Source organism: Shewanella psychropiezotolerans (genome assembly GCF_007197555.1).
Lineage (GTDB): Bacteria > Pseudomonadota > Gammaproteobacteria > Enterobacterales > Shewanellaceae > Shewanella > Shewanella psychropiezotolerans.
This window is the reverse complement of record NZ_CP041614.1, coordinates 1,592,770-1,618,236: the sequence shown is the minus strand read 5'-3', so window position 1 is coordinate 1,618,236 and position 25,467 is coordinate 1,592,770. Positions and strand designations below refer to the sequence as shown.

26 protein-coding genes are annotated in these 25,467 nt (G+C 45.5%); 13 read left to right on the top strand and 13 right to left on the bottom strand.

Features of this window, described 5'->3' with window-relative positions:
* Nucleotides 1-98: 98 nt before the first annotated feature.
* Complete coding sequence (locus FM037_RS07155) at nucleotides 99-854, bottom strand: putative porin (protein WP_144045435.1); 756 nt, start codon at nucleotides 852-854, stop codon at nucleotides 99-101.
* Between the two features lie 456 nt (nucleotides 855-1,310).
* Here FM037_RS07155 and FM037_RS07150 point away from each other — a divergent pair, with 456 nt between their 5' ends.
* A complete protein-coding gene (locus tag FM037_RS07150) occupies nucleotides 1,311-1,511 on the top strand; it encodes a hypothetical protein (RefSeq protein WP_144045434.1) in 201 nt (66 codons plus the stop codon).
* 405 nt (nucleotides 1,512-1,916) lie between these two features.
* Here FM037_RS07150 and FM037_RS07145 read toward each other — a convergent pair whose 3' ends face one another.
* Both FM037_RS07145 and FM037_RS07140 read right to left on the bottom strand, forming a co-directional pair.
* Nucleotides 1,917-3,209, bottom strand: coding sequence for a DEAD/DEAH box helicase (locus tag FM037_RS07145; RefSeq protein WP_144045433.1), 1,293 nt, complete (start codon nucleotides 3,207-3,209; stop codon nucleotides 1,917-1,919).
* Between the two features lie 59 nt (nucleotides 3,210-3,268).
* A complete protein-coding gene (locus FM037_RS07140; RefSeq protein WP_144045432.1) occupies nucleotides 3,269-6,325 on the bottom strand; it encodes an EAL domain-containing protein in 3,057 nt (1,018 codons plus the stop codon).
* A 257-nt stretch (nucleotides 6,326-6,582) separates the two neighbouring features.
* On the opposite strand from FM037_RS07140, the gene FM037_RS07135 reads away from it, so the two are divergent.
* Nucleotides 6,583-7,362, top strand: a complete 780-nt coding sequence (locus FM037_RS07135) for a substrate-binding periplasmic protein (RefSeq protein WP_144045431.1) — start codon at nucleotides 6,583-6,585, stop codon at nucleotides 7,360-7,362.
* A gap of 68 nt (nucleotides 7,363-7,430) precedes the next feature.
* Nucleotides 7,431-7,901: a thioesterase family protein gene (locus FM037_RS07130; protein WP_144045430.1), complete on the top strand. Its 471-nt coding sequence runs from the start codon at nucleotides 7,431-7,433 to the stop codon at nucleotides 7,899-7,901.
* A 44-nt stretch (nucleotides 7,902-7,945) separates the two neighbouring features.
* Here the strand turns inward: FM037_RS07130 and FM037_RS07125 are convergent, their stop codons facing one another.
* Both FM037_RS07125 and FM037_RS07120 read right to left on the bottom strand, forming a co-directional pair.
* Nucleotides 7,946-9,451 (bottom strand): putative bifunctional diguanylate cyclase/phosphodiesterase, encoded by a 1,506-nt coding sequence (locus FM037_RS07125; RefSeq protein ID WP_144045429.1) that lies wholly within the window; start codon nucleotides 9,449-9,451, stop codon nucleotides 7,946-7,948.
* Nucleotides 9,452-9,549: 98 nt separating this feature from the next.
* Nucleotides 9,550-10,392 (bottom strand): HDOD domain-containing protein, encoded by an 843-nt coding sequence (locus FM037_RS07120; RefSeq protein WP_144045428.1) that lies wholly within the window; start codon nucleotides 10,390-10,392, stop codon nucleotides 9,550-9,552.
* 301 nt (nucleotides 10,393-10,693) lie between these two features.
* Here FM037_RS07120 and trhP point away from each other — a divergent pair, with 301 nt between their 5' ends.
* From trhP to FM037_RS29210, 4 genes are all read left to right on the top strand, one after another.
* The gene (gene trhP, locus FM037_RS07115) at nucleotides 10,694-12,073 is read left to right on the top strand and encodes a prephenate-dependent tRNA uridine(34) hydroxylase TrhP (RefSeq protein ID WP_144045427.1); all 1,380 of its coding nucleotides are present in this window, start codon (nucleotides 10,694-10,696) and stop codon (nucleotides 12,071-12,073) included.
* Between the two features lie 187 nt (nucleotides 12,074-12,260).
* Nucleotides 12,261-12,518 (top strand): YfhL family 4Fe-4S dicluster ferredoxin, encoded by a 258-nt coding sequence (locus tag FM037_RS07110; protein WP_144045426.1) that lies wholly within the window; start codon nucleotides 12,261-12,263, stop codon nucleotides 12,516-12,518.
* A 698-nt stretch (nucleotides 12,519-13,216) separates the two neighbouring features.
* The gene (locus FM037_RS07105) at nucleotides 13,217-13,816 is read left to right on the top strand and encodes a heavy-metal-associated domain-containing protein (RefSeq protein WP_229381108.1); all 600 of its coding nucleotides are present in this window, start codon (nucleotides 13,217-13,219) and stop codon (nucleotides 13,814-13,816) included.
* A gap of 3 nt (nucleotides 13,817-13,819) precedes the next feature.
* Entirely contained in the window at nucleotides 13,820-14,308 is a 489-nt protein-coding gene (locus FM037_RS29210; protein WP_229381107.1) for a hypothetical protein, read from the top strand.
* 17 nt (nucleotides 14,309-14,325) lie between these two features.
* Here the strand turns inward: FM037_RS29210 and FM037_RS29920 are convergent, their stop codons facing one another.
* Entirely contained in the window at nucleotides 14,326-14,451 is a 126-nt protein-coding gene (locus FM037_RS29920) for a hypothetical protein (RefSeq protein ID WP_267874867.1), read from the bottom strand.
* Between the two features lie 39 nt (nucleotides 14,452-14,490).
* Between FM037_RS29920 and FM037_RS29205 the strand changes: the two genes are divergently transcribed.
* Together FM037_RS29205 and FM037_RS07095 are read left to right on the top strand one after the other, a co-directional pair.
* A complete protein-coding gene (locus tag FM037_RS29205) occupies nucleotides 14,491-14,703 on the top strand; it encodes a hypothetical protein (protein ID WP_229381106.1) in 213 nt (70 codons plus the stop codon).
* A 72-nt stretch (nucleotides 14,704-14,775) separates the two neighbouring features.
* Nucleotides 14,776-15,150: a mercuric transporter MerT family protein gene (locus tag FM037_RS07095; protein ID WP_144045425.1), complete on the top strand. Its 375-nt coding sequence runs from the start codon at nucleotides 14,776-14,778 to the stop codon at nucleotides 15,148-15,150.
* A gap of 66 nt (nucleotides 15,151-15,216) precedes the next feature.
* Here the strand turns inward: FM037_RS07095 and FM037_RS07090 are convergent, their stop codons facing one another.
* The 5 genes from FM037_RS07090 to ubiT form a co-directional block, all read right to left on the bottom strand.
* Nucleotides 15,217-15,453: a GDCCVxC domain-containing (seleno)protein gene (locus tag FM037_RS07090; protein ID WP_144045424.1), complete on the bottom strand. Its 237-nt coding sequence runs from the start codon at nucleotides 15,451-15,453 to the stop codon at nucleotides 15,217-15,219.
* The gene (merP, locus tag FM037_RS07085; protein ID WP_407695635.1) at nucleotides 15,450-15,830 is read right to left on the bottom strand and encodes a mercury resistance system periplasmic binding protein MerP; all 381 of its coding nucleotides are present in this window, start codon (nucleotides 15,828-15,830) and stop codon (nucleotides 15,450-15,452) included. The genes FM037_RS07090 and merP overlap by 4 nt, the downstream gene beginning before the upstream one ends.
* Nucleotides 15,831-15,854: 24 nt before the next feature.
* Entirely contained in the window at nucleotides 15,855-16,232 is a 378-nt protein-coding gene (locus tag FM037_RS07080) for a mercuric transporter MerT family protein (protein WP_144045423.1), read from the bottom strand.
* 143 nt (nucleotides 16,233-16,375) lie between these two features.
* Nucleotides 16,376-16,774: an Hg(II)-responsive transcriptional regulator gene (gene merR, locus FM037_RS07075; protein WP_144045422.1), complete on the bottom strand. Its 399-nt coding sequence runs from the start codon at nucleotides 16,772-16,774 to the stop codon at nucleotides 16,376-16,378.
* A gap of 413 nt (nucleotides 16,775-17,187) precedes the next feature.
* A complete protein-coding gene (ubiT, locus tag FM037_RS07070) occupies nucleotides 17,188-17,700 on the bottom strand; it encodes a ubiquinone anaerobic biosynthesis accessory factor UbiT (RefSeq protein ID WP_144045421.1) in 513 nt (170 codons plus the stop codon).
* A 172-nt stretch (nucleotides 17,701-17,872) separates the two neighbouring features.
* Between ubiT and ubiU the strand changes: the two genes are divergently transcribed.
* Together ubiU and FM037_RS07060 are read left to right on the top strand one after the other, a co-directional pair.
* Nucleotides 17,873-18,874, top strand: coding sequence for a ubiquinone anaerobic biosynthesis protein UbiU (ubiU, locus tag FM037_RS07065; protein WP_144045420.1), 1,002 nt, complete (start codon nucleotides 17,873-17,875; stop codon nucleotides 18,872-18,874).
* 191 nt (nucleotides 18,875-19,065) lie between these two features.
* Complete coding sequence (locus FM037_RS07060; protein WP_144045419.1) at nucleotides 19,066-19,935, top strand: U32 family peptidase; 870 nt, start codon at nucleotides 19,066-19,068, stop codon at nucleotides 19,933-19,935.
* A 136-nt stretch (nucleotides 19,936-20,071) separates the two neighbouring features.
* Here FM037_RS07060 and FM037_RS07055 read toward each other — a convergent pair whose 3' ends face one another.
* A complete protein-coding gene (locus tag FM037_RS07055) occupies nucleotides 20,072-20,752 on the bottom strand; it encodes a DUF998 domain-containing protein (protein ID WP_144045418.1) in 681 nt (226 codons plus the stop codon).
* A 360-nt stretch (nucleotides 20,753-21,112) separates the two neighbouring features.
* Between FM037_RS07055 and FM037_RS07050 the strand changes: the two genes are divergently transcribed.
* The gene (locus FM037_RS07050) at nucleotides 21,113-22,657 is read left to right on the top strand and encodes a methyl-accepting chemotaxis protein (RefSeq protein WP_144045417.1); all 1,545 of its coding nucleotides are present in this window, start codon (nucleotides 21,113-21,115) and stop codon (nucleotides 22,655-22,657) included.
* 80 nt (nucleotides 22,658-22,737) lie between these two features.
* On the opposite strand, the gene FM037_RS07045 is transcribed toward FM037_RS07050, so the two are convergent.
* Nucleotides 22,738-23,526 carry a substrate-binding periplasmic protein gene (locus FM037_RS07045; RefSeq protein WP_144045416.1) on the bottom strand — a complete coding sequence of 263 codons (789 nt, stop codon included), beginning with the start codon at nucleotides 23,524-23,526 and terminating at the stop codon, nucleotides 22,738-22,740.
* A gap of 583 nt (nucleotides 23,527-24,109) precedes the next feature.
* On the opposite strand from FM037_RS07045, the gene FM037_RS07040 reads away from it, so the two are divergent.
* Nucleotides 24,110-25,465, top strand: a complete 1,356-nt coding sequence (locus FM037_RS07040) for a YjiH family protein (protein ID WP_144045415.1) — start codon at nucleotides 24,110-24,112, stop codon at nucleotides 25,463-25,465.
* The last annotated feature ends 2 nt before the right edge of the window (nucleotides 25,466-25,467 follow it).

The following is a 25,467-nucleotide window of genomic DNA, read 5'->3' as shown; positions in this document are numbered from 1 at the left end:
GCGCAACCTATGGTTGCGCCCTTTAAATAATCTTTCAGACATCATCAGCTAGGTGGCAAATGCCGCAATAGCTGATGCATCAAAGGAGAGTGGTAAGATTAGAAGCGGCCAACCACACCTAAGCCAAGACCGACACCGTCGACATCTGAATCTAGCACTTTAGATATTGCGAAGTTAGCCGAGAAGCTATCAGAGATGCGTAACCAATAAGCAGTACGAATATCAAAAGCATCGTCATCATCATTATTGGTATAACCAGCACCTACAGACCAAGAGTTATTCACGTACCAATCTGCACTGACATTGAACATGTCATCTGAGTCACTATGTTTCCAATTAGCCTGAAGATCGACACCCGCTGTGGATTGAAGCGCGATATAGCTACGTAGCTTTAATCCGTAGCTCTCTTCGACATTGTTGTCACCATCTTGATAGAAAGCAGAGACAGCAGAAGAATCATTGAAGTAATAACCTACTTCTGCGCCATAGGTATTAAAATCAAAGCTGCCAATATCAAATCTTTGGTAGTTAGCCGATACAAACCAGTTTGAATCGAAGACGAAAGTGCCATCGACTCCAATAGTATCCGTATCCAGAGTATCAAAGTTACTGTAGTTAGCGCCAATATTAGACTCTTGAGCCAGGAAGCCATTTAACGCATATGGGCTCTTGCTCTGGTCAACACCTTTGAAATAGTAACGGTAATACGCATTCCAGATGCCATCACCGACTTCTTCAGAATTAGTACCGTAATTAAGACCGGCTTCATGTTGAAAATCGTTATCTTGTGCAGCAACGGCACTCATACTAGAAAGGCTAAGTAGGATGGCTAGCGCCGTAGTCGTGTGTTTCATCAATTTATTCCCTTATATTGTAGTGCTAGGAGAAAAATAGATGTATAGAGATAATATATGACTATAAAGATAGGTTTTATCAATCCTTGATATTATCCAGAGTCTAATTTAATTACATCAGACTCAGTGCTCTCCTAGCGGCGCACACAATAATCTAAACCATAAAAAAATCAAAACAAAAAAACCATCAAAAGCCAAATAACTTAACCAAACAAGTGGTTTTTACACCATCAACAACAAAATCAAACAACGCGCAAACAAATAAATTACAATAAACAAACAAAAACACGCTGTTTAAATGTGAGATATTCAATCTCAGATCTAAATAACGACTATAAATGAGTGCAACTCTCTAATGCGCTCAACGGGAAATAGGACTAATATCGAAAGGTGACTCAATATTCGGGCTCAATATTGGCTCGATAGCAAAATCGATACATTCACACTGGAGTGACTATGCATTTGATAATGAAGAGCCAGTTCGATGACTTGAGACTAAACGATGCTCACGAATACAGCGCCGATGATAAAGGCGGCAAGAAGGTGGTGAAAATTTTCAAGGACGGCCAGCTGATCGCTAAGAAAATAGTGGTTAAACGTTCGATACAATACTTCGGTGTCACGGGCGTCGAAGACTTCTTATACCATTCCGAGTAAGTATCTGATCATTCAGCGGGAGTTCAAAGCACTGTAGGCAAGGCGAATGTTTGAAGCTAATAGTTATTCTCGGCAACAAGCTCCTGCGTTGCTCTACCTCCTGCATCCATGCAGTCGTATATCGAGAATATTCAACGTAGCATAAAGGGCTTTGCCCTTTGCTTTAAAGATCAGCCGCACTGCGTGAGGCTCTCAGTGTTTACACTTCTGTGTTACATTGACTTAAAAGGGAATAACCATTTCCTCATCAATGTGCCTTGAATTGAAAAAACTGAGAGTCTCGAACTGACCAGATACTTATATGGAATGGTATTAACTCACTAATACCATCAACACCATAAATAAAAAACATCCCTGAGCTGTTTTTTCATGTTTATCAGCTGGTGATACCCTTTGGTATACTAGTTAGCGCTTCTTATCCGTTCGACGGCTAGCATAGCTCGACTTAGCACCATCGGCTCGGCTCGACGGTTTGCCCTTATGTTTATTGGCAGGCTTGCCTTTACGTCTCTCAAATTTCTTTTTAGTTGTCGTCACGTCTTGAGTCTCCCGATATCGAGCTGGCAGAGGCGCGCCAAGCTCATACCCGGGCAGAACGATGCGCGGCAACTCAAGCTCAATCAGACTCTCAATCTCATCGAGCATCTCCTCATCGGACGGACAGACAAAAGAGATAGCCCTCCCGGTTAAGCCAGCGCGGCCAGTACGACCTATTCGATGAATATAATCCTCAGCCCCATATGGCAGCTCAAGGTTTATCACCAGAGGCAAGGCTTGGATATCTATCCCCCTCGCCGCTACGTCTGTAGCCACCATGACCCTGAGTTGACCCGACTTAAATTCTTCCAGGGTACGGTTTCTCGCCCCTTGCGTTCTATCGCCATGAAACACGCCACACTTGATGCCGTCTAAGGTTAGCTCACTCTTAAGATGCTCGGCGCTCTCCTTGGTTGTGGCAAAGACTAATACCTGCTGCCAGTTATTACGCCCGATGAGTTCAGAGAGCAGCTCAGCTTTACGGCGTTTATCGACCAGGTAGACCTCCTGCTCGACGCTCGCAGCAGAGCGAGTCTGAGCGACATTAATCCATTGGGGAGAGATCAACATCTTCTCGGCTAATAGCTTCACTTGGTCACTGTAGGTCGCCGAGAAAAAATGCGTTAAATGTTGTGATGCAACCAGAGACTTAACTCTCTCAATATCACGGACAAAACCCATGTCCAACATTCTATCCGCTTCATCTATGATAAGGCTGGTAACGTCAGATAAATTGAGTCCATGCTGGCCGACAAAATCGAACAATCGACCCGGTGTAGCCACTAAAATATCGACACCGGCATTCAATGCCTTACGTTGAGGGTTCATGTTCGCCCCACCATAGACGGCTAATGTCTTTAGAGAGGTAAACTGGCCATAGCGAGTGATATTCTCGGCCACTTGAATAGCCAACTCTCGGGTAGGCGTCAGAATAAGGCCGCGAAGACAAGGCGACTCATACTCTTCCTTGAGTAAGCGTTCTAATAAAGGTAAGGCAAATGAGGCCGTCTTGCCCGTTCCCGTTTCGGCGCACGCCATAAGATCGACCCCGGATAAGGCAACCGGTATGACTTCTGACTGAACCTGTGTGAGTTGCTGATAACCACATTCATCGATGGCATCGATCAATAAGGGGTTCAAGTCGAGGGCGTCAAATTTCATGGAAAACTCACGTGGGATAATAAATGAGCGCGGAGTCTATCAAAAACCGACTTCACTGGCTACGACGATACCTTTTCATGTCCCATCTCTGCGATAGCCCGTATATATTTCTGCTCAAAATCGGCTGCAGGAATGGGTCTTGAAAAAAGGTAGCCCTGACCATAGTCACACCCGGCCTTAGCTAAAAGATTTTTTTGGTACTCAGTTTCGACCCCTTCGGCTATGACCATCATGCCTAGCTTATGTGCCATAACAATAATCGCCTCACACAGGGTCACATCATCGGTATCAGATTCTAAATTACGGGTGAAGGACTGATCAATTTTGAGATAATCAATATCAAATTTTTTCAAATAAGCCAATGAAGAATACCCTGTGCCAAAATCATCCAGCGACACTTGTATCCCCGCATCGCGATAGGCTAATAACTTCTCCGATACTCCCATGCTCGCATCAAGTAACAGGCCTTCGGTGATCTCGACGCAGATACTGTTGCTAGCAAGATTTAGATCTTTTAGTTGCACAATCCAATCTTCGAAGCTGTCCCCCTCGTCTCTAAACTGTATTGGGGATTTATTGATACTGATCTGGATCTCGACGCCAAACTTGTCTCGCCAATGTGCACTCTGTTTTGCCGCCTGGGAAAACACCCAATTACCTATATCTATGATAAGGCCAGTGTCTTCGGCAACAGGGATAAACTCGCTGGGCGACACCATGCCTCTTTCAGGATGATGCCAACGAATAAGGGCTTCGGCCTTATGCATCTCCCCGGTAGACAGATCAATAATGGGCTGATAAAAAATCTCAAACTCTTTCTTATTCACGGCCTGGCGTAAATCACGGATCAATATCATCCGATAACGAGCTTCTTCCTGCATCGAAGCAGTAAAGTAATGAAAACGATTTCTGCCCAGATCTTTAGCCGCATACATAGCCTGATCGGCATGTTTAAGTAGGCTATCTATCGTTGAAGCATCATCGGGATAGAGTGTAATACCGATACTCCCACTAATATAGGCCGTGTCATTCCCCAGGTTAAAGGGTTCAGATAAACGGGATAGAATATTACCCGCCACCCTATCGACGCCTTTATTATTTTCTATGGCCGAAAGCACGATCGTAAATTCATCTCCTCCCAACCTAGCCACGACATCGGATTCACGTATACAGCTTTTCAGCCTCTTGGCCGTTTCAATCAATAGCTGATCGCCCACATCATGGCCTAAGGTATCGTTGACCTCCTTGAAATAATCCAGATCTAAAAACATCAAGGCAAAGTGTTGGTTATTACGATCAGATTTGAGCAACTCAGTACCCAGATATTCCAGCAACATGCGACGATTGGGCAGTCCCGTCAGAGGATCATAATTCGCCTGTTTCCAGATGATCTGTTCGGTCTGTTTTTTTTCTGTGATATCGGAGAAGAGCGCGACACGTCGATAGACTTCGCCTCGGCTGTCATAGATGGTATTCATCGTTAACCAGACGATATATTCCGTCGCATTCTTATGTTTTAGCCAGAGCTCACCTTGCCACTTTCCAGTCTCCATAATTTGAAAAATCATCTGCTCAAACTGAGATTTATTGGTCCTTTCACATCTTAAAATTTCAATATGTTGGTCGATAATCTCATCTTCCCTATAACCTGTTATCTCAGAAAAAGCCGAGTTGATGGTGATGATTTTCCCCTGACTGTCTTGCACACTCATGGCTTCGCTGGAGTTATTGTAAACAGAAGCCGCTAGCTTTAACGACTCCTCGACCCTTTTTCTATCGGTAATGTCTGTGTGGGTGCCACACATACGCAGGGGTACACCTTTGGCATCTCTGCTGACGACCTTACCACTGTCTAAAATCCAACGAGTCTCTCCCGAAAGAGACACGAGTCGATACTCGATACTATGCTGAACACTCTCCCCTTTTAAATGAGCGTCTATAGAATGCAGCACAGCCACTCTATCCTGTGGATGTATGCCATTTATCCACAACCTCTCGTTATGCTTAAGCTCATCGACACTGCAACCTAATAGCTCCGCACATCGTTCATTCCGGTCGACTCCATTAGTTTTTATATCCCAATCCCATAAGCCTAACTCACTGCTACTAAGCACTAAGGCAAGCTGCTCCTGGCTCGAACGCATCGCCGATTCGGCTTGTTTCTGGGAGGTGATATCCAGCAAGCCTGAAATAATCAGCTGCACCTTATCGTTTATCCTTTGGCAAGCGACGGTCAAGTGGGTATAAACTATGCTCCCATCTTTAGCGACGAAACGTTTGTCCATCTCATACTCATCAATCTCACCTCGCAACATGCGTTCAAACTGAAGTAAATCTGTTTGAAGATCTTCAAAATGTGTCATCTCAACCCAAGTTTTTGTTAACAACTCGGCCTCGGTATATTTCAGCATCTGACAGACCCTAGGGTTCACTTTTACCCAATGCTGATCCACCGTAGAGATGCCAATGCCGATATTGCCGATATTAAACTGCGAGCGAAACATAAAGTCATCTTGTAACTGTATCTTGGCATCGCGTTCTATCTCCAGTCTTCTGGACAGGAGTAAGCCAAGTAAGGTGGTGGCCACTGGGAAAATCAGTAATACAGAAAAGCTCAGCTGTATCAGAATATTAATAGCCATCTCCAGGGGCAGCACAAACATCCAACTTAAACTGATCAGGTGAAGAATAAAGCCAAAAAGATAAAGCTCTTTATAGTTAAGCTCGGCGATCACCGCCTTACGCTTATAGCGCCATAAGCTGCCAAACAGACCCGAAGAAATAATCACTCCTATCCCTGCCCAAACTGCAACGCCTCCCTCCATTAGCCGGTAGGTAGCAGCGATGCAGACGGCGACAAAAGTAGGAAGACCGCCAAAAAACAGGCCCGAAATACCTAAAATCACCGAACGTGTATCGAAAAATATGCCACTCTGGTACTCCCAGGGCGTCATCATAGTCGTGATGGTGATCCCACCTATGATGGCTCCGAGCGATATCCGCCATATGAAAAAGTATTCACTCTGCTGCTTTCTAGGCACGGCATCATAGACAAACACCATAGCTAACAGTAATGCGGCATTCTGTACCAGGGAAAAAATCACTTCTGAATCCATGAGTCGCAGTTTTTCCTCAGTATATTTGGAAGTTTACAGCTTTGAGTGTAGCAGAAGCATACCATTAATGAGATGGGTCAAATTAAGCTCAAAATAGAAGACAAACATAAACTTGGAGTATCTCATTTCCGCCACAGATTTCTTAATTCAGGCTAAAGGAACGAAACAAAAAAAACATATAAATAAAAGTCACCGTCAATCAAAAATGGATTAAGATGGCACGGCAACTTATATGGATATTCAGGGTAAACGGACTCATGTCAGGACCAAACTTAGCCTTTTTGAAGGCAATTATATTTGCTAGCTCAACCTTGCTCAGCCCATGTAGCTATGCTCATGAAGATGACACTAACCAAGAGTCCCGTCGAGTCATCAAGCTTGCGGCAGAAGATAACTGGGCGCCATTTGCCAATGCCTCCGGCACAGGTATCTCTCATTCCATCATCAATTCGGCTTTCTCTCGGGTAGGCATTGAAGTCAAGAGCATAGTAGTGCCCTACTCACGAGCTGTAGTCATGGCCAAGAAAGGGCTCGTCGATGGTGTCTTCAATCTGGTTAAGGAAAAAAGCACCAAAAATCATTTTGTCTTCGGTGAACAACCTCTCTTCTCTGCAACGGCCTCTTTCTATCAGAATGTAAAAAAACCAGTCCAAGCCATAGATAAATGGCAGTTCCCGCCAAATACTAAGGTGGGAATTATCGAAGGCTATGAATATGGTGATGAACTTAACTTGCTGCCAAATGTTCACATATTTAAGCTTTCCAATCATAACCAGCTGATCAACTTGCTACTACTGGACAGAATTGATCTTGCTATCATGTATGATTTAGTCGCCGACCAATATATTCAACGCATGGGAGTCGCCGCAGATATAGAGCAGACCTTCATCAATCATACAGGCCAGGTCTATCTGGCTTTTTCTAAGGACAATCCACAGGCTGAAACCCTGGCAAAACTTCTGGATACCGGCCTGAACTCACTCAAGCAAGATGGTAGTTATCAAAAAATAATGACATCTATCGAATCTACTAATTAGAGACAAGTATTAAAATCTCTGTGCTAGACTAGCGCCAATTCTCAGAAGTATTGGCTCAAACAATCATCATGCACAAGACAGTTCAAAGCCCTAAAGAGCTGAATTACAGTTCTACATTCCATTTCCCGGTTCAAATCTATTACGAAGATACGGATTTTTCAGGCGTGGTTTACCACCCTAATTTTCTTAAATATTTTGAGCGAGCGAGAGAGCATGTCATCGGAGCTAAAACATTAGCTAGACTCTGGGATGAACAAGGATTAGGTTTTGCTGTCTATCGCAGTGATATGTTGTGTCATGACGGCGTTGAATTCGCCGATATTATAGACATCAGGACTCGTTTCTACTTCGAGAGTAAATACAGAACCGTCTGGCACCAGGAAATTTGGCGTCCGAATGCGAAAAAGCCAGCTGTCACCGCCAACATAGAAATGGTGTGCATGAATAAGGCGAGACAGCTGACGCCTATGTCGGCAGACTTATTGGCACATCTAAGCCAGTCATTTACCGAGAGTCACCAAAGTGTGTCGCCTCTGTGATCCCAAAGAGCGCCAAGCAGATCACGGTATAATACCTGCAGATATTAGGCGGGCCGTATCTGCTCTGCTTCAATCTCTTTAGCTGTCATGGGTTTAGCAAAGAGATCGCCCTGGATTTTATCGGCCCCCATCTCAATCAGAGCAAGATTCACCGCTTGGGTTTCAACCCCTTCAACTGTGATACTAAAGCCCAGACCTTTCGCTAAATCTATGCTAGATCTCATGATATGTGCGGCACGTTTGTCAGTCAAAAGGTCATCGAGAAAGGCCTTATCAATTTTAACTTCATCGACAGGAAAGTTTTTTAGGTAAGCCAATGAGGAATGACCAGTTCCAAAATCATCTATAGCAACGCTTACTCCTATCTCTTTTAACTTCTCAATTGTGGCTATCGCCAACCCCATATCATCCATAAGATGGCTCTCAGTGATCTCGATAGAGAGTGAATCGGCTGACACACCATAACGGCCCAACTTAGTCTGAATATCGTCACACAGGGTGGCACTGATCATATCTTGGGTCGAAAGATTCACCGCAACCTGAAGACGAACATCCATGGCCTGCCACTTGGCCTGTTGAGAGAGCACTTGCTCTAACGCCCACTGGCTGAGCAGCTCGATCATGCCGGCATATTCGGCCAAGGGAATAAATTCAGCGGGAGAGATATGACCTAACTCACTGTGTTTCCATCTCATTAAGGCTTCTACTTGGGTGTAGGTTCCCGATGCCACATCTAATTTGGGCTGATAAACCATGTAAAGCTGACCTTGCTGGAGTGCCTTGGGAAGGTCATGAATGATGCTCAGTTCACGCTGCTGACTCAAATCATCTCCTTTAACATAACAGGCAAAGAAAGGTTTACGTGATTTGGCTTTTATCAGCGCGAGATCGAGACGCCTCAACAGGGCGCTGACATGAGTATGATGCAAATTGAGATCGACAACCCCCATCTGAATCTGTACGGAAATAGTACTCCCCTCTATTTCATAGGGAGTTTGTAGCTGCTCTTGCAGTGTCAACAAGATGCTTTCACTCTGTTGCGCCTCAAAATAAAGCAGGAACTCATCTTCATTCATTCTCGCCACATACACAGCCTGAGAGGCTGGAGCTATGAGTCGTTTCGACACTTGCCTGAGTAATTCATCGCCGACGGAGAATCCAAACAGATCGTTAACAAACCTAAACCGGTAGATATCGATTAAGACTAAGCTACCTTGCTTAATGGTACTCAATCCACTTAAACGTGATTTCACCCCCAGACGGTTAGGGAGTCCGGTCAACTTATCTTTATCGCTTGGACCGGGTAGCTCGAAGATGAGTCGTTGCAGCTCATGATACAGCCGGGCATATTTCTTGGGGGTTTTATCAGATGAAATGACATGCCCTTGGGAGTCAACCAATGGCTTGATCCCAAGCTTATCTCTTTGTTGCTGAAGCAGGCTTAGAAGATGTTGCAGAAAAGCTGTTTCACGCTTTTTATGCCGGTACCAAATGAGGATACCAGCGATACAAATTAACCATAAAACCCAATAGGGCCAGCCGCTTTCCACGCGAGTAATTTAACTCCTTAAAAAATATTTACTTAGATACTTGATCCATACTCTAACAGTCAATGACTCTACATTAGCTCATGAGTCAAATTAGCGGGCTACTCATAGCTCAACTTAATCGAATGATACTTATCGAGGAATTCATCGCTGGCTAACTCATCTGGCGACACAGGTAATCCACGCTGCACAAATACATCTAGCCTCTCTCCAAGATTGACTCCAGATCTGAGCTCGCCGGTATAGAAGGCTGCGGCTCGAACAAAATCCATATAAGAGACATTATCAGGCAGGTAAGAAAGATCTGACCACCGCTCGACAACTTCCATCACTTCCGGAGCAAAATCCCAGCTTTTCAGCACAGCGCGGCCTATGGGCCCCTGCATCTTTCGCACTAACGCCCTAAGCTGATCGATACTGGTAAAGAGTTCAGGCTGAGACTCGGCTTCCGTCAATACAGGCAGAGCGCCGATATTATGCACCAATCCCGCCAGTGTCAGAGTATCAAAACTCAAGCCACAACCTTTATGAGACTTAATGTAGATCTGTAACATGGCGCAAGCTGCTGAGGTCACCTCGATAGAGGAACACCATACCTCATCCATCACCTCCCACACCATCTCGTTAGTCGAAATAAACAGCTGCTCCATGGCGACCGATGTTGCTATGGCCTTAATCTGAGTCAAGCCTATACGAGTGACGGCGCTATTAATGTTCTCGGCTTTCACTCCTCGGCTATACAGGGCACTGTTAGCCACTTTGATCATTCTTGCAGATATAGCTGCATCTTGGCCAATAATTTCGGCAACCTGTTTCGGACTTGAATCGGGTCTGGATACCACCTCCTGAACTCGCATAGCCACCTCAGGTAGCGTCGGCAAAACTAGGGAGTCAGCCTTTAATTTCTTTAAAAGCCTGACCAGTAGTTCATGTTCAGTAGACATTCGTGCTCCCATTATCTATTTAGCAACCAAATTTAACTCAATGAGTTTGCCGAGTATATCAGTGGTTACGTTAACTCGAGGTGTAAAAAGTATCCATGCAGTTAACATCTTGTTTAGATTCTAGCTAACTTTAGGATTATTAGGGAGTAAATTTCTGCTAAAGCTAGATCTAAAAGACCTACCAAAATCCGAAGACTTGATTTAGATCAAGTTAATGTAAGCTCAATTTGCTTAAGAATGCAGGCTCCGAGTAAAATGCCCGCCCGCTTGTTGCGCCTTTAACTGTTAATAGAGAATCATTATGTTTAAACCTGAGTTACTGTCTCCCGCTGGGACACTGAAAAATATGCGTTATGCGTTTGCCTACGGTGCAGATGCTGTCTACGCAGGCCAGCCAAGATACAGCCTTAGGGTGAGAAATAATGAATTCAAAATGGAAAACCTGGCAACAGGAATCCAGGAGGCCCATAGCTTAGGTAAGAAACTCTATGTGGTGAGCAATATTGCCCCCCATAACACTAAGCTAAAGACCTATATCAGGGATATGGAGCCAGTTGTCGCCATGAAACCCGACGCCTTGATCATGTCCGACCCAGGGCTAATCATGATGGTCAGAGAAGCCTTCCCGGAACAGGTGGTCCACCTATCGGTTCAGGCAAACGCCATCAACTGGGCCTCGGTAAAGTTTTGGCAGCAGCAAGGTATCAAACGAGTGATCTTATCCCGTGAACTTTCATTGGATGAAATTGAAGAGATACGTCAGCGTTGCCCGGATATCGAACTGGAAGTCTTCGTTCACGGTGCACTCTGTATGGCGTATTCGGGCCGCTGCCTACTGTCTGGCTATATCAACAAGCGCGATCCTAATCAGGGCACTTGCACCAACTCATGCCGTTGGAAGTACGACGTCCATGAAGCGAAGCAGACCGAGACAGGTGACATAGTTGCCGTAAACCCTCAAGCTCTTGTGGATCAACATGGTGTCCAAATTGAGAAGCCGACATTAGGTGAAGGGCAACCGACCGATCAGCTGGTATTATTACAAGAGGCTGGCAGACCCGGCGAGTATATGCCGGCATTCGAAGATGAGCATGGTACCTACATCATGAACTCCAAAGATCTGCGCGCCATTCAGCACGTCGATCGCCTGACTAAGATGGGTATCGACTCGTTGAAGATCGAAGGCCGGACTAAGTCTTTCTACTATGTAGCACGTACGGCCCAGCTCTATCGTCAGGCAATCGAAGATGCGGCATCGGGTAAAAACTTCGATCGCACCTTGATGCATAACCTCGAAGGCTTGGCACACCGAGGCTATACCGAAGGCTTCCTGCGTCGTCACGTCCATGACGAGTACCAGAACTATGACTATGGTTATTCGATCAGCGACACTCAACAATTCGTCGGCGAATTCACCGGCAAGCGTAACGATGCCGGCATGGTCGAGATTGACGTTAAGAATAAGTTCTCCGTCGGCGATAGCGTCGAGGTGATGACTCCTCAGGGCAATCTTACATTCAAGATTGCGCAGCTGATCAATCGCAAAGGCGCAAACGTCGAATCTGCATTAGGCTCGGGACATTTCGTCTTCCTGGCTCTGCCCGATGGTGTAGACATAGATAAGGCGGTTCTGCTGCGTAACTTGGCCCAGGGACAAGATACCCGTAATCCACACGCCTAGATACTAGGCTTTAGATCTTAGGTTCTAGGCTCTAGGACCTAAGTTTTAAGTTTTAGGTAAAGATAAAACAGGTAAAATACGAAAAGATGGCATTATTGATCGACGCCACTGATATACCAGGTATCGACTGCGGCAGTTGATACCTAAGACTAAACATTTATGCATGTACAACAGGTAAAATAGAAGAATGGCATTATTGATCGACGACAGCTGCATCAACTGCGACATGTGTGAGCCCGAATGTCCTAATCAGGCGATCACTATGGGCGAAGAGATCTATGAGATAGATGCAGATCTTTGTACCGAATGCGTCGGTCACTATGACAAGCCGACCTGTATTTCAGTATGCCCCATCGACTGTATCGACCCTGACCCTGCTCGCAAAGAAACTGACGATGAACTGTTAGCAAAATACCATTTGATCACAGGCAAGCCTGTCGAGTAAACCTTTAGCTATTTTTTACTTCATTGACTAAAATCAGCTCGCTTTAGTCAATAACTTATGCTTTTCATTAAAGGGCGCTTTATTCCTGCTACTTGTTTCTAAAAACGCCGTCAATCTACTTTTGTTTTGCTGTAAACTTTCCCCAGAAAGCAAACAGACAAACTCAGCTCTATAAAGCCTTGAAACATTATTACCTTTAAAAAAGTCACTCAATATCAGAGCAGATTTTTTCAATACCTCATCGGCACCTAAACAACCATAAGTCCAATAAAAATATAGTAGAAATATGAAAAAGTGAAAGATTGAGCTGTGAAGATCATAAAGAGATTAAATAACCTTTTGTTGAGACTGTAATAAAAGGTGTGTAATGACTTATTTATCCCATAAACCCTCACACATATGCATCACAACAATCAGTCTACATTTGAATCCAACAGCAAGAGTGTTAATCCCTTAAAGCACCTTGCTGAAAGGGTTCACAGCAATATAAATGACATGAAAGTGACATTTATTCTGGGGGAGTCTCCCAGCCAAGTTTATCTAACAATTAACAACGAGCACACCAAGCTTTCGTTAACAAGCTGAAGAGAAGCCAAGGTTAAAATCTCTGGTTTTTCTTACAAAAATATTGACTTGTAGCCGCGTCCGGAGACTAAAATTAAATTAGGGGTGATCTGAGTATTCTAAGGATGTCGACAGTGATTAAATATATGTTCCTCAAACAGGTGCTTATCTCGATATTGCTCGGGCTGCTAAGCGTTATTCCCCTTGCACAAGCCAGTACAGAAACCATCAACCTAGATAGACTCACTATACAAGTGAAAGGCATTGTCTGCTCATTCTGCGCCTTTGGGGTCGAAAAGAACCTGTCTAAGCTCCCCTTCTTAGATAAAACACAATTTGGCCAAAACGGGGTATTAATAGACATCAACACCCAAGAAATCACCTTAGCCTTACTAGCCGATAAATTCGTAGCCTATGCCGACATAGCCACGGCTATCATCAAGGGAGGTTATGATCCCGTCTCCTATCATGGCGTTATCGAAGGCAGGATCCAAAGCAGTGACGGCACATTGTACCTGGTCGACCAAGATAAAGAGCAAGTCTATAACTTACCTCAAACGGCCGAGTTAACCGATATTACCGGAAAACGAGTATTGATCGACATCACCCTCACCGCGGCTCAAGCCAAGGCCAGTAACGCCGAAGAGGTCTTAGTCTCTAAGTTTCATGTATCCCATGTCTACGAATTCAGTGAGCCAAGAATGCAGTATCCACAAGCTAAGTTCAGGCCATGATTTATGAATATCCGCCTGTCGTGCCTGCTTTACTTGATGTTGCTGACACTGACTCTGATTTTCACTTCCCAGCCAGCACTCGCCCACCAGCCCGTGATGGATATGGCTCCTCGTTGGGAAGATGGCTGGGGCTTTCAGCTACGCTGGCAAGATATTAGCTCGGATGTCTTGCTCGACGGTACATCGAAAATGGCCAATGAAGCCAAATGCAGCAGGAGCATAAACACACTCTGGCTCGAAGGCATCTATACCTTTAAACGTGAAGTCAGGCTCAGCTTCAAACTCCCCTATATAAAACAGAGCCGCACTGTGATTAAAGATATCGGTCCTGTACATGAAAGCGGATCGGGCATAGGCGATCTGATCATAGGCCTGCCTCTGAAACGATATAAGAATAAAGCAAACTCGACGGGAAATATTGCCATCACCCCAGCATCCGCCTGCCCACGGGCAGTACAGATGCTAGCTTTCCAGTTGGAGATGGCAGCATAGATCTGGGCTTAAGCCTCTCAGCCAGCTTCGAGCAGGCCAAGCTGTATCAATACTACGATCTCTTCTACTGGGTAAATAACAAAGGTGACAAGGGAATAGATAAAGGCGATGAGCTCGGCCTGGACATCAACATAGGCTGGCACCCTTATCACGATAACCTAAGTAACACTGGTATATTTCTGATGCTGGATATCAGTGCCAGACTCGAACAAGAAGGCCGAGACTCTGCAGGGACGACCGGAGGAAAACGATTGTCCGCCGGTCCCATATTCGTCTGGTATCGCGCCGGTATCATGTTTCGCGCCGAATATAAGTTGCCCCTGTATGAAGATGTCGAGGGCATTCAAGTGTCATATGGCGAGGAGTTTACGCTCGGCATAGGCTTCGTGTTTTGAAAGCGTTATTTAAATAACATGAGTTTTATAAGAGACGTGAATTTATAGGTAATAGAATGAGACGGTACAAAGATGCTTAATCGAGACAAGCTCACCACCAACGTCTCCTTACTGGGAGGCTTTAGTCTAGCCCTGATTGGCACGACCTGCTGCGCCCTACCGATACTATTGGTGGCTCTGGGTATGGGCAGCGCCGTCGTCGCTATGGTCTCGACCTTACCCTGGTTAGTCACGGTGTCTCAATACAAACACATCACCTTCACGCTCACAGCTATCATACTGGCTTACTGTTTTTGGAGGCTCACTAGGATGACGGCATGTGAACCAGGCTCACAAAACACACTGAAATGGCAACGACGAGCACTATGGTTCAGTAGCGCTATTTTGATCATTTCTATGTTTACCGCCTATCTGTTACTTCCCTTAAGCCTTTGGCTGGATAGCTAAACTAGTTCGATCTATTTTAATCCGTTTCATGTCATTAAAAGTAAGCCAAATAGAAAGAAGCACGAGTCAAACGCTACAACAAGCACCCTTGCCTTTCTGAGCCGGTGCCAGCTGGATCGGTGGGCAAGGCACTGAGCCGTAGGAGCAATACACGCAGCAGTCTCCGGTCTTAGGTTTTAACAGGCTATGACATCGCTCACATTCATAGAACCATTGGCAGGCATTGGTTGGCATGGTCTCCATCTTGCTATTACCGCACTCAGGACAGGTTAATACCGACTCCAAAATCACCTTATCAGTCATGACTCATTCCCTTTATTAACGTTACTGTGTTCTTTACTGTCATTGTTTTTACGCGCTTCTATAACTTCGGAGGGATAACCTGCATCTTTGGTCGCCTCCATCAAACGCTCCACGCTAACCTTGTCATCATCGAAGATAACCCAGGCTGTCTTATCGCCAAAATCTACCTTAGCCTGCTCCACACCATCGAGATTTTCCAATGCCTTACGCACTGTGATGGGACACATGCCACAATCCATCGTTGGCACCATTAAGTTAACACTGCGGGTCTCGGCCAGAGCCGTTGTAGGCATGATGCCCAGTGCTGAGGCCAGCAGTACGAGGGACATAACAGTGGTAGCAGTGCTCTTTTTACTCATCAATATCCGTGGTTTCATCTCTTTCTCCAGATCCAATCAAAATTATGCCATCAGCCAAACCAGCCAATAGGGGCTCGAGACCAAAATGGCGGCGATAAGGCTCGTCAGCCAGAACACGACCTTAGAGCGGCGGCGATTATCTGGTACCGAGCAGACCCCGTCAGCGCTACACAGATCTAGCGGGCGATAAACTTTCCAGCCCGCCCAAAGAAACAGGCCGACGACAAGGGCAATAAAGTAAGGCCTTAAGGGATCAAATGCCGCTAAGGTGCTAATCCATGAGCCACTGATCCCCAGCATAAGCAACACGAAAGGACCGGCGCAACATAGGCTGGCACCTATAGCGGCCAACACTCCACCCACCATAGGCCAGGCAGGAGAGTCTGTTTTCAAGGTTTTATCATCTGTCTCAGTATTCATAGGCTCTAGTTATCAAGTCTATCCACAAGGAAGTGTGATTATATTCAGAGTGTAAAGCCTGTACCTAGATACGGAGTCAATAGACGAGTACTAAAATTCGTTTTAGAGGTGCTATGGCTAGTTTTAAGATGCCATAGCGAGTTTTAAGAAGTGCTATGCTCGGGAACCAAGGAGCTGATGATGGGGCAGCAGGCTTCATCGGGATTATGGCGACACTCATCGACCAGATTGGCCAAACTGTGCTCCAGTCGTTGCAGATCGTCTATCTTTGCCCGCACCGCTAGTAGCTTCTTCTCGGCCAGTAGCTGAATATCGCTGCAGTGTCCCGCGCTCAAGGAGATCAAGGAAGCGATCTCATTGAGCGTAAAACCCAGTCCTTGGGCACGACGGATAAACATCAGCCTGAGCAGGGCATCTTGTGGGTAACGTCGATAACCCTGAACGGGTTTAGGTGGCTGCTTTATCAAGCCTTGTCTTTCATAATAGCGCACCGTTTCAACATTAACCTCGGCGGCTTTAGCGAGTTGTCCAATAGTAAACATATGGCCTCGGGATAACGTTTGTGGTTACCCCTATAATACCATTCCATATAAGTATGTGGTCAATTCAGAGACTCTCAGTTTTTTCAATTCAAGGCACATTGATGACGAAATAGTTATTCCCTTTAGAATCAATGCAACACAGAAGTGGAAACACTGAGAGCCTCACGTAGTGCGGGGTTCAAAACACTTTATGCTACGTTGAATGTTCTCGATATACGACTGCATGGATGCAGGGGGTAGAGCAACGCAGGAGCTTGTTGCCGAGAATAACTATTAGCTTCAAACATCCGCCTTGCCTGCAGCGCTTTGAACTCCCGCTGAATGATCAGATACTTACTCGGAATGGTATAATACCCAGCTCCCTAGAGCTCAGCAATAAGCTTCACATTTATGCCATTTGACACTCGTTATACTTACGCCATCTCAGGTTCGGCCTTAATCTGCAGCTGGCGGATAACCAGTGCCAGCTTTTCAATACTGTGCCTGATCGGTGATGGTAAGGTATCGAACTCGACGCTGAGCAGCAGGTTCTTCACCTCTAATCCCAGCTCGGTGTCGCCTTCGATGGACAACTTACGCTGGAAAAAAAGCGTATCGGGATCTTCTTTCCCCGCCGCGATCAGGAGCAGTTCTTTCGAATGTCCCGTAAACACCACTTGTGCATCGGTTCTTGGGCGTACCAACCAACGAGAGTCATAGCTGACTTCAAACTCCAATCCCATGTCCTCAACATGAATAGCCACCCAACGTCCAGATAAAAATTCCAACTCTTCATCTTCCCCCTGCTGCTTGAGCATTAATCTCAGCAGGCGAACTAACACATCGGCCTTCAACTTGAATGGCACCATAGCCAATGGTTGGCGCATAAGCTTAGGCGCAAGATTGAGGAGTTGCTTGGCGATATTACCTGAAAGTGGTATCTGCATATTAATCTGGTATCCGATAGCCTATATAACACTCTGCCTACAGCAGGAGAGTCAAAAAGAAAACGATTTTACCCATATTTTATGATCACAAACCTGTTTTACATCAAGTATTGGATAGCCAATCCCTTTTACACTCACTTTTCGATTTTTGGGAGCACCTTGGAGTAAGAATATGGAACTGCTGTGTCCGGCAGGTAATTTAGCATCGCTGAAAACTGCACTCAATGCAGGGGCCGATGCCGTCTACCTAGGTTTAAAGAATGACACCAATGCCAGATCCTTCGCGGGTCTCAACTTTACCCCGAAAAAACTTCAGCAAGCAGCCGAATACACTAAGAAGCGGGGAAAGAAGATCTTCCTGACCATCAACACCTTTCCCAAACCCGGAGAGGAGAAACGTTGGTACGAAGCGGTCGATATTGCAGCCAATACCGGGATCGATGCCTTGATCATGGCCGACCTTTCATTGCTGGACTATGCCCACAGCCACTACCCTCACCTGCCACTGCATCTATCTGTGCAGGCCAGTGCCACCAACTTGGGTGCATTGAAGCTCTACAAGGAAGAGTTCAACATAGAGCGCGCCGTATTGCCCAGGGTCTTATCGATGAAACAGGTGAGAGATCTCTCTAAGGTCACTCCGGTGGATTTGGAAGTGTTTGCTTTTGGCAGCCTCTGCATCATGGCCGAAGGCCGCTGCCACCTCTCCTCTTATGTGACTGGCCAGTCACCCAACACAGGTGGCTCCTGTTCACCGGCTAAGCACGTTCGCTGGCAGGAGAAAGATGGCACCCGATTGACACGCCTCAACGAGGTCCTTATTGATAAATCCTCCATAGACGAACAGATGGGTTACCCCGTGGTCTGCAAGGGGCGATATACCACACAGGATAACAGTGAGCCGACATACCTGCTCGAGTCGCCCACAAGTTTAAATACATTAAGCCTACTCCCTGAGCTCGCCAAAGCAAAAGTGGTGTCTTTAAAAATTGAGGGCCGACAACGCAGCCCGGCTTACGTAGAGCAAGTCACCTCGGTGTGGCGACGTGCCATCGATACCTATCTCGATAACCCGGACCAATATCAAACCCAAGATGAATGGAACAGAGCGCTATCTAAGGTCTCAGAGGGGCAAACCACCACATTAGGCGCCTATGAGCGCACTTGGCAATAACCTTAGCCAATACCTCTACGATTACCTTTGAATTGACCTTATGCGTTAAGCATTTAAGTTAAGATTCAAGCAAGCATTCAAGAAAACACGCGATGAAACTGCAAGGTGCCATGGCCAAACCATGAACACTGGTGGCAATAAGACCTGAATATCAGGCAGTCTGGCAGATGTCATACCACATAGGAAAACAGATGAAAGTATCACTCGGGCCATTATTATATTGTTGGCCGAAAGAGAAGGTTATCGAATTTTATCAATCCGTTGCCGATAGCCAAATCCCACTGGTGTATCTGGGCGAGACCATATGCAGTCGCCGCCGGGAGCTTAAGTTTACTGATTATATGGACTTAGCTCGTATGCTCAAAGCCTCGGGAAAAGAGGTGGTACTCTCTACTCTGGCACTGCTGGAAGCACCATCTGAATATACCGAACTGAAGAAACAGGTCGACAATGGTGAGTTTACCATCGAAGCCAACGACATGGGCGCGGTACAGGCGGCCAAAGAGCTGGGTTTGCCCTTTATCTGTGGTCCCACGGTCAATAACTACAACTTAGCCAGCTTGAAGAAACTACATAGCTGGGGCATGCAGCGTTTCGTCATGCCGGTGGAACTCTCTAAACATTGGCTCGACAAAGTTATCTCAATCGAAGCACCCGCTTTCGAAATCGAGGTGTTTGGCCATGGCTTTATGCCCCTAGCTCTCTCGGCGCGCTGCTTTACCGCCAGACACAAGGGACTGACCAAAGATAAGTGTCAGACCATCTGTATCTCAAATCCTAAGGGACTGCTAGCTCAGACTCAGGAATCGGAGCCCCTGTTACGCCTCAACGGCATACAGACTCAGTCCGCGGCCTGCATAGATCTCTCGTCAGAAAAAGCCGATATGGAAAAAATGGGTATAGATTATTTCAGGCTTTCTCCCTCGGGCATGGGAAGTGTCGAGCTTGCGGATAAACTATTTGATGACGAGCATCAGCTGCACGTGCAACAAGAAAAGAGCGGCTCTGAGCTCAGTTGCAACGGTTACTGGCACCAGGAAGCGGGCTTCAGCACTGTTTAAAGCAGACACACAAAAAACTATACGTCATTCCGCATACCTATGGCCGGAATCCAGTTTTTAGCTGTAAGGCACAAGACCAGATAAGAAAGCTATAAGACTGGAAGGTTACAAGCCTTCAAGCCTTCGAGCGACTAAATCATCCTCTGGACCTTAAGCTAGTGACCAGGCCTAAGGTCCAGAGCATAAATAACCCAATACAGATCCACTCCAACGTCGCAGGCCACCAGATATCCGGTCTGGGCAAGCTCATCACCATCTCCTGATAAAAGGGTCTACCTGCGGTCGTTAACCCCAAAGGTTTATGGGGAAACAATAGAAAGCTTAAGAAACTGATGAAGGTCAAAATACCTGTGAGTGCATTCCAGCGAGAATAGAAGAGCCTGCCCCTCATCAGAATATAAATAAGGTAGAGGAATGAGCTCACTACCCCTGAATAAAAAAAGTACTTTAATGCCGCTGTGTGCAGATGGTACACATTAACAGGAAATAACCCCGCAGCTGCCAGTGAAATAAACGTACAAACGAGTGCAATTAATAATGGATATAGGGCTCTATTATCCATAAGCTGGATAGAGAAAAGACAAAACATAATCAGACTTAAACTACCAAAAAATAGCCCGCCATTGATAACCACGGCAAATTTAGAATGACCATAGTGCCCCAGCTCACTGAGCGTGTGGTTGAGAAAATTAAAGCCATGCCCCTCAAAGTCCTGAAATCCAATCACAGATAACACAGTGCCGATAATTAAACCGACACTCCCAAGTACACCAAACTTAAACGCTAAACTGGATAGCTTTCTGCTCTTCTCTGCCATTTTTCCTTAGTTCACCCATCTCACACTCCCTTAACATACATGGAAGCAGAATTGATTAAAGAGGTCTAGCACTGATTTTTAGCCATTTAAATCGAGAACGGTCGCTTTATTTACAAGAAAAGGTATAACTCCTTAGATATCATAGTCTAAATTAAATCAACCGTCCGACAGATCATCTTTATTACTGCATGGTTTTAGGCGATTATTTGATAGTAACTCTCTATGACAAAATTATCCCCCATAAAGAGAAACCTGATAAAATGCAAACAAAACAAACACATAAGCGGTATAGTTTATTAATAAAAATAATGACCGACAAAAAATCTGATACGGATCTCGCAGTTTTGAACGGAAAGTAGCATGAAAAATCACCTTACAAGAACCACCAGCCGAGAGATAAAACTCGCAGCTGGTGAAGAACTGATCTCAAATACAGACAGACGTGGGGTCATTACCTACGTAAACCAAACTTTTATCGATATCTCCGGCTTCAGGGAATCAGAACTGATCGGCCATAGCCACAATCTAGTCAGGCATCAAGACATGCCGGCTGCCGCCTTTAAAGAACTGTGGAATAAACTCAAGTTGGGTCAACCTTGGCGGGGCGTGGTCAAGAACCGCTGTAAGGATGGTTCCTATTACTGGGTCGATGCTTTCGTCTCTCCTCTGGTTGAGAAAGGCGAGATAATAGGTTATCAATCGGTTCGCATAAAAGCTTCTGATGAGCTTATCACCAGAGCCCTGCAGATCTACACTCGCCTCAATCAGGGAAAAACCGTCTCCGATCCCCTGAGTTTAAATCAAAAACGCATCTTATCCGCAATCTGTGCCACCTCAGGCCTGGCTGTGGCGGGGGCTCTCTGGGGTTGGGGCATCATTCTAGCTGGCGCGCTGCTCATGGGTCTCAACTTAGCCATCTTCTACGACGAAGCCTTCAGAATCCCCGCTAAATTAATGAAGATGAAGCAAGACTATGATTCCGTGAGCCGCTTCGTCTATTGCGGCCGCGATACTTCCTCCCTACTCGACTTTCAGATGTTGATGCAAAAAGCAAAACTACAGGGGGTCTTGGGACGCTCTCAAGACAATGCCAAACATATCGATGAAATAGCCGATGAGCTCATCGTCGCAGCGAATCAAACCCATGCAGGTTTAGAACATGAGAGTCAGCAAGTGGAGCAGATAGCCAGCGCCATGGAGGAGATGGGTTCAACCATAGCCGAGGTGGCACTCAATACTCAATCGACCTCGAACAGCATCGACGAAACCTATCAGCTGTGTCATGACAGCCGCATCAAGATGCAATCTAATACCAGTAATATTGCCTCACTCACCCAAGCAGTAACTGAAGCGGCGGCTAACGCACACTTACTCAACAAGGAAGCCGAACAAGTGGCTTCAGCCATGTCAGAAATTGATGCCATCGCCGAGCAAACAAACTTGCTGGCGCTCAATGCCGCCATAGAAGCTGCGCGCGCCGGCGAACAGGGACGAGGTTTTGCCGTGGTCGCCGATGAAGTCAGAGCCCTGTCGAAACGCACACAAGAATCGACTAACAGTATCTCCCACAGCGTCGATAAGATGTTCGCCATGATAACCAGCTGGGCCGGTCAGATGGATTTGAGCCGGGCTCAAGCCGAGTTGTGTGCCACCGATACCCAAGCATCGGCACAGAAGATAGATACTATCTATCAGGCAATCAGCACCATACACTCACTGGCACAGCAAAACTCGGTAGCCGCAGATCAGCAAAAGCAGGTGGTCGATGAGATCAATCAAAATATTGCCGCTATCAGCCTAGCCAGTAACGATAACTTACGCGCCGTGCAAACCGTCGAAGCATCGGTACTCGAACTGAAGATCAATGCCGACAAAGCCAAGGGCATGAGAGATACTTTCGGTTAGTTAGTTGATTAGTAAAAGGGCAAGTTAAGCTTTAAAACTTGCCCTTTTACTATGACCAAGTGGTGTGGAGGCTTGCCAGGTTAATTGCTTAGTTGAGGGTCATAAGATTGAATAATCCTATTAAGGCTACCGTCCTGTTTCATTGAGTTCATCGCCTCATCAAACCTATCACGAATATCGGTAAGTTGATTTTGTTTAGAGAATGCCAAATAAGCAAGCCTTGCATCTATAGCTGGGGTTAACGCTATAATTTTTTTACAGCGTGTCAACTGCGGGTAGGTTTCTTTGATTAGCTGGTTAAACACATACTCACTATTACGCCTCTCCCCAACCATGATATCAGTGACCCCGGTACATAGTTTCACTAGTAGTTGCGGTATATCCACTTCATAAGTGAGTTTAGTGAGCTTATTCTGGGCGACTAAATCATCAAAATAAGGTCCGTAACTAAAGTCTTTTTTTACCCCGAAGCGAAAGTGACTAAGCTTAGTCAGATCTTCGCTATATTCAATATTTGAGCCCTCAGTAACGAACAGGTGTATCTGTGCCTTCGAGAGTGGAAGCTTACTGTAGTCAATATACTCCAGTCGCTCTGGACGAATAAATACCCCTACCATGCCATCAATCTTACCAAGTCTGAGCCAGATCAATGCACGGCTCCAAGGCATGACATTGAACTCAATAGGGATCTCAGTTCGTCTAAAAGCCTCCTCTATTATGCGAATCGATATCCCTTCAACGCCATCACCTGAAGTGAAATGATAAGGAGGATACTCAACAAAGGCGATAGATAGGGGTTGCTCGACACTGAAAAGATATGAGGGAATAAGTAAAGTTATTAGCGCTAGGATCCTAAGTTTGAGTTTCATCTACTCCTCTCCTTATTCATTAACGTGTAGATGGCGCCACCTTTTATCTATCAAGTTTAGCCATCACTGACAATAATGCCTTAATGCTAACTGACAGAATAATTATCATTAGAGGTGGCAGTGTCATTCATATCAATCCCCCGAAGCTTAGGCACTCGAACTGAAGATGAATGCCGACAAAGCCAAGAGCATGAAAGAGACTTTCGGCTAACCTTGCTTTATCACCTCGAACAATAGCGGCGTGACTCCATGAGCACGTCGATTTCCTTTGCAAAAACGCCACCAAACACATAAAAGAAACACAAGCGAAACACTTGCAACCACAAAAATTAACCATAGTAAAACCAAAAACATACATCATGTATTCTTGTCTATTTCACTAAGATATAAATACTCAGAAAGGTGTAATAACTATGCTTTAACGGTGATTAATCCCATCAAGCCTGAGAATCGTTTTACATACAGGATTTAAGGGGGTAATCTTGCCTCCCTCGATTTGAATGGATATTCAAAATTAATTTCAAATCGGATGAAATGTTAACTTATTGCAATTGTGCCAAAACGGTAATTTAGGGTAAAAAAAGTGGCTGAAAAACAAACCCATAACATAAAAACGATATTGACGTTTATTATTCCGTCATTGATAGGTCTACTGTTGTTTATGACGCCTATCAGTTATAACGACGCTATCACTATCCCAATCGCTATCGTATCTAAGGGGCTACAGAGCCTACTTGGTGACACGATCACAGCCATAGTCACCGCGATTATCGCGATAACAACCACGGCGAGTGTGATCACTAAACTGTTTAAGCCTGCGATGATCATCAATCATGCATTCTTCAACTCACTGCTCAATGTCACGCCAGCCTGGCTGGTTGTTCGCTTACTTGGCGCCATATTCGTAGTGATGACCTTCTTCGGTGTGGGTCCTGAAGCGATCACATCTGGTGATACTGGTGCGCTGATCTTAAATGACCTCTTGCCATCACTATTTAGTGTGTTCATTTTCGCAGGTATGTTACTGCCGTTACTGATGAATTTTGGTTTACTCGAATTTATCGGCACGTTATTAACTAAAATAATGCGTCCAGTATTTAACTTGCCAGGACGTAGCGCCGTCGACTGTATGGCATCTTGGTTAGGTGATGGCAGCGTCGCCATCTTAATGACCAGTAAGCAATATGAGAAGCGTTTATATACTCAGAGAGAAGCCGCGGTTATTGGCACCACTTTCTCTGCGGTGTCAATTACCTTCTCCCTGGTAGTAATCTCTCAGGTCAGACTCGAGCATATGTTTGTGCCTTTCTACTTAACCGTTTGTTTAGCAGGCATCTTGGCTGCGATTATCGTCCCTAAACTCCCTCCCCTGCGTTGGAAGAAAGATAACTATATCGACAACACCCCAAGACACCCAGATGATGAAGTGATCCCACAGGGACACGGTGTATTTTCCTGGGGCTTAGAACAGGCTCTCGCCAAAGCTGGACAAGCCAACGGTATCAAGCAGACATTTACAGATGGCATAAAGAATGTCATCGACATGGTGTTTGGCGTTATTCCTGTTGTCATGGGGATCGGCACTATTGCCTTGATTATCGCGGAATATACACCAGTATTTCAGTATTTAGGTATGCCTTTTATCCCGCTTTTAGAGCTGTTACAGGTCCCTGAAGCGGCCGAAGCATCCAAAACCATAGTGGTCGGTTTTGCCGATATGTTTATCCCTTCGATTCTTGCTAGCTCAATCGAGTCGGATATGACACGTTTCATCATTGCCGCATTGTCTGTGACTCAGCTTATCTACATGAGTGAAGTTGGCGCGCTATTGATGGGCAGCAAGATCCCAATCAACATTTTCGAGCTTTTCGTGGTATTTATCCTGCGTACTCTGGTCACTCTGCCTATCATTGCTGGTGTAGCGCATCTGATATTCTAAGT

Bases quoted from the DNA above. Each gene is read 5' to 3' on its own strand.
- FM037_RS07155 (WP_144045435.1), bottom strand. From the start codon at position 854: ATGAAACACACGACTACGGCGCTAGCCATCCTACTTAGCCTTTCTAGT.
- FM037_RS07150 (WP_144045434.1), top strand. From the start codon at position 1,311: ATGCATTTGATAATGAAGAGCCAGTTCGATGACTTGAGACTAAACGAT.
- FM037_RS07145 (WP_144045433.1), bottom strand. From the start codon at position 3,209: ATGAAATTTGACGCCCTCGACTTGAACCCCTTATTGATCGATGCCATC.
- FM037_RS07140 (WP_144045432.1), bottom strand. From the start codon at position 6,325: ATGGATTCAGAAGTGATTTTTTCCCTGGTACAGAATGCCGCATTACTG.
- FM037_RS07135 (WP_144045431.1), top strand. From the start codon at position 6,583: ATGTCAGGACCAAACTTAGCCTTTTTGAAGGCAATTATATTTGCTAGC.
- FM037_RS07130 (WP_144045430.1), top strand. From the start codon at position 7,431: ATGCACAAGACAGTTCAAAGCCCTAAAGAGCTGAATTACAGTTCTACA.
- FM037_RS07120 (WP_144045428.1), bottom strand. From the start codon at position 10,392: ATGTCTACTGAACATGAACTACTGGTCAGGCTTTTAAAGAAATTAAAG.
- trhP (WP_144045427.1), top strand. From the start codon at position 10,694: ATGTTTAAACCTGAGTTACTGTCTCCCGCTGGGACACTGAAAAATATG.
- FM037_RS07110 (WP_144045426.1), top strand. From the start codon at position 12,261: ATGGCATTATTGATCGACGACAGCTGCATCAACTGCGACATGTGTGAG.
- FM037_RS29210 (WP_229381107.1), top strand. From the start codon at position 13,820: ATGAATATCCGCCTGTCGTGCCTGCTTTACTTGATGTTGCTGACACTG.
- FM037_RS29205 (WP_229381106.1), top strand. From the start codon at position 14,491: ATGCTGGATATCAGTGCCAGACTCGAACAAGAAGGCCGAGACTCTGCA.
- FM037_RS07095 (WP_144045425.1), top strand. From the start codon at position 14,776: ATGCTTAATCGAGACAAGCTCACCACCAACGTCTCCTTACTGGGAGGC.
- FM037_RS07090 (WP_144045424.1), bottom strand. From the start codon at position 15,453: ATGACTGATAAGGTGATTTTGGAGTCGGTATTAACCTGTCCTGAGTGC.
- merP (WP_407695635.1), bottom strand. From the start codon at position 15,830: ATGAAACCACGGATATTGATGAGTAAAAAGAGCACTGCTACCACTGTT.
- FM037_RS07080 (WP_144045423.1), bottom strand. From the start codon at position 16,232: ATGAATACTGAGACAGATGATAAAACCTTGAAAACAGACTCTCCTGCC.
- merR (WP_144045422.1), bottom strand. From the start codon at position 16,774: ATGTTTACTATTGGACAACTCGCTAAAGCCGCCGAGGTTAATGTTGAA.
- ubiT (WP_144045421.1), bottom strand. From the start codon at position 17,700: ATGCAGATACCACTTTCAGGTAATATCGCCAAGCAACTCCTCAATCTT.
- ubiU (WP_144045420.1), top strand. From the start codon at position 17,873: ATGGAACTGCTGTGTCCGGCAGGTAATTTAGCATCGCTGAAAACTGCA.
- FM037_RS07060 (WP_144045419.1), top strand. From the start codon at position 19,066: ATGAAAGTATCACTCGGGCCATTATTATATTGTTGGCCGAAAGAGAAG.
- FM037_RS07055 (WP_144045418.1), bottom strand. From the start codon at position 20,752: ATGGCAGAGAAGAGCAGAAAGCTATCCAGTTTAGCGTTTAAGTTTGGT.
- FM037_RS07050 (WP_144045417.1), top strand. From the start codon at position 21,113: ATGAAAAATCACCTTACAAGAACCACCAGCCGAGAGATAAAACTCGCA.
- FM037_RS07045 (WP_144045416.1), bottom strand. From the start codon at position 23,526: ATGAAACTCAAACTTAGGATCCTAGCGCTAATAACTTTACTTATTCCC.